This window comes from Photorhabdus sp. RM71S, from assembly GCF_042879355.1.
In the GTDB taxonomy this organism is placed as follows: domain Bacteria; phylum Pseudomonadota; class Gammaproteobacteria; order Enterobacterales; family Enterobacteriaceae; genus Photorhabdus; species Photorhabdus kayaii.
Genome location: NZ_JBHFKV010000104.1, coordinates 1 through 3480, shown reverse-complemented (window position 1 = coordinate 3480; position 3480 = coordinate 1). Strand labels below are relative to the sequence as shown.

3 protein-coding genes, 1 tRNA gene and 2 pseudogenes are annotated in these 3480 nt (G+C 38.6%); 4 read left to right on the top strand and 2 right to left on the bottom strand.

From position 1 onward, the window contains the following. Window positions 1-111: 111 nt before the first annotated feature. Window positions 112-432, top strand: a pseudogene (locus ACGF5R_RS23650) (CoA-binding protein); the annotation flags it as partial. Window positions 433-983: 551 nt separating this feature from the next. Here the strand turns inward: ACGF5R_RS23650 and hspQ are convergent. Continuing rightward, on the bottom strand, window positions 984-1304 hold the full coding sequence (gene hspQ / locus ACGF5R_RS23645) for a heat shock protein HspQ (RefSeq protein WP_036807155.1): 321 nt from the start codon (window positions 1302-1304) through the stop codon (window positions 984-986). A gap of 221 nt (window positions 1305-1525) precedes the next feature. Here hspQ and yccX point away from each other — a divergent pair, with 221 nt between their 5' ends. Further along, a complete protein-coding gene (gene yccX / locus ACGF5R_RS23640; RefSeq protein ID WP_112877861.1) occupies window positions 1526-1804 on the top strand; it encodes an acylphosphatase in 279 nt (92 codons plus the stop codon). Between the two features lie 13 nt (window positions 1805-1817). Here the strand turns inward: yccX and tusE are convergent, their stop codons facing one another. After that, window positions 1818-2147: a sulfurtransferase TusE gene (gene tusE / locus ACGF5R_RS23635; protein ID WP_036783230.1), complete on the bottom strand. Its 330-nt coding sequence runs from the start codon at window positions 2145-2147 to the stop codon at window positions 1818-1820. A 184-nt stretch (window positions 2148-2331) separates the two neighbouring features. Between tusE and ACGF5R_RS23630 the strand changes: the two genes are divergently transcribed. Both ACGF5R_RS23630 and ACGF5R_RS23625 read left to right on the top strand, forming a co-directional pair. Further along, window positions 2332-2419, top strand: a tRNA-Ser gene (locus ACGF5R_RS23630). Window positions 2420-3195: 776 nt separating this feature from the next. Next, window positions 3196-3372: pseudogene (locus ACGF5R_RS23625) on the top strand (phage tail protein); the annotation flags it as partial. Window positions 3373-3480: the final 108 nt, after the last annotated feature.

The following is a 3480-nucleotide window of genomic DNA, read 5'->3' as shown; positions in this document are numbered from 1 at the left end:
AAATGCCTTTTTGGAATTGAATCTGATTTTTAGCCATTTTCATTTACCTCCACACAGACTTATTTTGAGTATACGCCTATGGGAGCTGAATTTAAGTGATAATCAGGTAAAGTTATGGCTTATTTACTGGAACAAGGCTATCAGGTGATTCCTGTCAGCCCGAAGCTTGCCGGACAAACACTGCTTGGGCAACGAGTGTATGCACAACTGGCAGATATTTCACAAGTTGTTGATATGGTTGATGTGTTCCGTAATGCTGAAGCTGCATATGACATTGCGCAAGAAGCTATAGATATCAAGGCAAACGTTCTTTGGTTGCAACTTGGTGTAATTAATGAGCAGGCAAAAGTGTTGGCAGAGGAAGCAGGTCTGGATGTTGTTATGGATCGTTGCCCAAAAATTGAAATTCCAAGATTAGGACTCGAAAAATAATATTTTTCAGCTTGTAGTTATTTGGTTTCTAATCAATGGATGAATGGAGCCTTGGCACTAATATCTAATGCAAACTTAAAGTGTTGGATGAGAAGCGGTGTCTGGGTTCCAAGAGTTCAAATCGTGTCTGAGTTGGATATTGAGTTTATTTTTCTAGACATCTTATAAAATCTACTTTCACAGTTATTACAATATGTTAAGGCAATTTTAATTGCTCTTATGGCTACTAAATTTTGCCAGAATCTACACTTTTATTGCTATAAGATATGGTGCTTTTGCTGTACCTCAGTTTTGACCCTTTTTTATCATCAAAAAATAATTTATTGATTTAAAAAGAAAATTAGATATCTCCTAAAAAAAGGGTTTTTTCATTTTTTATCACTATATTCTTTAACAGTCAGCAACTTAAGGTTAATATGTAACAGTGCACTGCCGTACAGGCAGCTTAGAAAATTCCATTTGCTTGTTGCGCATGTTGTGTGCTGTGCACTGCCGTACAGGCAGCTTAAAACACGATAACTGCCCTAGGTTGTTTAGGTATAAATGGAGGATTAATTGCGCAGCCTTGGGGCCAATAGCTGATTGCGGATGGATTCTGCTAGCTCATCGAGAGAAGGTTGCTCTGGATGTTCATCGGATGTTTCATAGGCTAATTGTGCTTCAGCCAAATAAGTATGTACAGGTTGACCATTGTCATCTTCCATCACAACGTGATACCAGGGAGCGGAACGCAGGGTAGCATTAGATGCAATGTCATCCTCTTGGGGTTGCTCCAGAGAGTATTCCACATCAATATCCACGATGACTCCCAAATAACCCAGAAGCTTGTGACGTACTTGTTGGCCGATACCGAATTTGCTGGCGATAATCATAGTCACCTCCAAAGAAGTCTTGTATTGACATTGATATAAGGGCAGTAAGGTGAATTACAAGAGCCGTACCCGGTGGTTGAAGTCTTTTTTTGCTTTAATTGCGAGTGTGACTTCATCTATTTCAGGTTAGCGGTAGTAAATATAAAATACAACCAACAGTCGTGTGCTTAACTATATATGTGAGCGATACCGCAAGGTGATTGGGTTGATAGGGGGTAATTATGATTAAATATGGGATAACAATTTATGTTTATGGCCGGGTTCAGGGAGTTGGATTCCGCTATCAAACTTTTCGTTGGGCGAAATTTAATAAGCTGGCAGGTTATGTCTGTAATTTGCATGACGGTAGTGTCAAAATCGTAGCTTATGGTGACAGTGAACAACTAAATAAATTAACCCATTGGCTGGAACAGGGTGGTCCACCCGGAGCACAAATAGATAACCTTTCTTCTCACCCCTGCGCAGTGGAGGATGTTGCAGATTTTAGTGTCCGCCACTGAGCTGGATTATTGATCAGATACATTTTACCGGTTTCGGCAGTCCGGCAATTTTAGTTGCCTGTTTTGCCGGCCCTTTGGGAAACAGACGGTAAAGGTAGCGGCTATTGCCTTTTTCTTCGCCATACTTTTGTGCGATTGCTTTTACTAACATACGGATAGCCGGGGATGTATTAAACTCCTTATAAAATTCCCGGATAAAACGAATGACTTCCCAATGCTGTTCAGTCAAAGTGATTTCTTCTTGTTCGGCGAGGAGTAAAGCTATTGCTTCCTGCCAGTCACTACTGTTTTTCAGATAACCTTGCGCATCGGTTTCGATTTCTTGACCTTCGAATACCAACATAATCATTAATAACCATCAAAGAAAAGTAGCCGTAATTTAGCAAAAATCACTTCTGTACCCAAGGATAGTATGCACATATGCGGATAAAATAAGCCAACGATAGTGAAAAAGGGTAAATTTACGGCAATCGAACAGAAGGAGACTTTACATCTGTTTCGGTGCTGTTTATAGTGCACGCCATTGCGGAGGGGTGGCCGAGCGGCTTAAGGCAGCGGTCTTGAAAACCGCCGATGGGAAACCATCCGAGAGTTCGAATCTCTCCTCCTCCGCCACTTCTGCTTCTACTCACATCTTGTAAATTCTACTTTTCCAATAAAATTAAAGAAATATCCCAGACCAGGCTCTACTCTTGTCTACCCGTATCTATTCAATGTACCTCTATAGCTGTGAGGGAATTTATGAAGCTATCTGATGGTGGTAGCTTGTATCTATTAGTAAAGGCAAGCACAAGAGAAAGCACTATCCTCACCTTAGTATCAATGAACTTCCTGATTTTCTGAAATTTTACCCTGAAACTTAAATATAGAAGGAGTTGCAGGAAGATATGGATTGGAAAAGAATGGATAGTTGATAAAAACCTCTTAAAATCTCATCAAATCAACGATGCAAAACAACAACAAGCAGAATTGTTACAACAAGAAAATGAAACACTTCATTGCTACACTGAAAGAGATTCAGTCTATAACCTGAAATAAAAAAATTGTAGTAAGAAATGAAAGAGGGGAGAGAATAGTAACTGCTTGATATTGAATTGCTTATTGTAACCAATTATACAAAATTAGTTAACCTTATAAGGAATAAGAACAACACATTATTATTTTTCTAAACTAGACTTTGATTGGCATGAGTTGCAAGGGGATTATTTTTACAATGATTTAAATATATTGATTATGAAATATACCCTATGGATTTCAAGATGCATCGCGACGGCAAGGGAGTGAATCCCCGGGAGCATAGATAACGATGTGACCGGGGTGAACGAGTGCAGCCAACAAAGAGGCAACTTGAAAGATAACGGGTATAGCATTATTTGATTTAAGGAAGGTGTATGAACCAAAAAAATGATTTTAAAGCATTTTCTATTATTGATGATGCTAATGTAGTGAGTCAGGAAAAATATGAAGAAAGTCAGAGTTTACAGATGGGGTTTCCACCAGAGAATGTTTCTACTCATGTATTAAATAAGGTATTACGCCAATCCTCAACAATATCATCTGTTGTAGCAGGGTGAGATCTCACATTTTTAATAAGGTTATTTTAGTTAAATAAAAATCAAAATATGACTTTTTATAGGCATTTCTCTCATTAAAACGTTAAGATCTCTCTCTTCCAT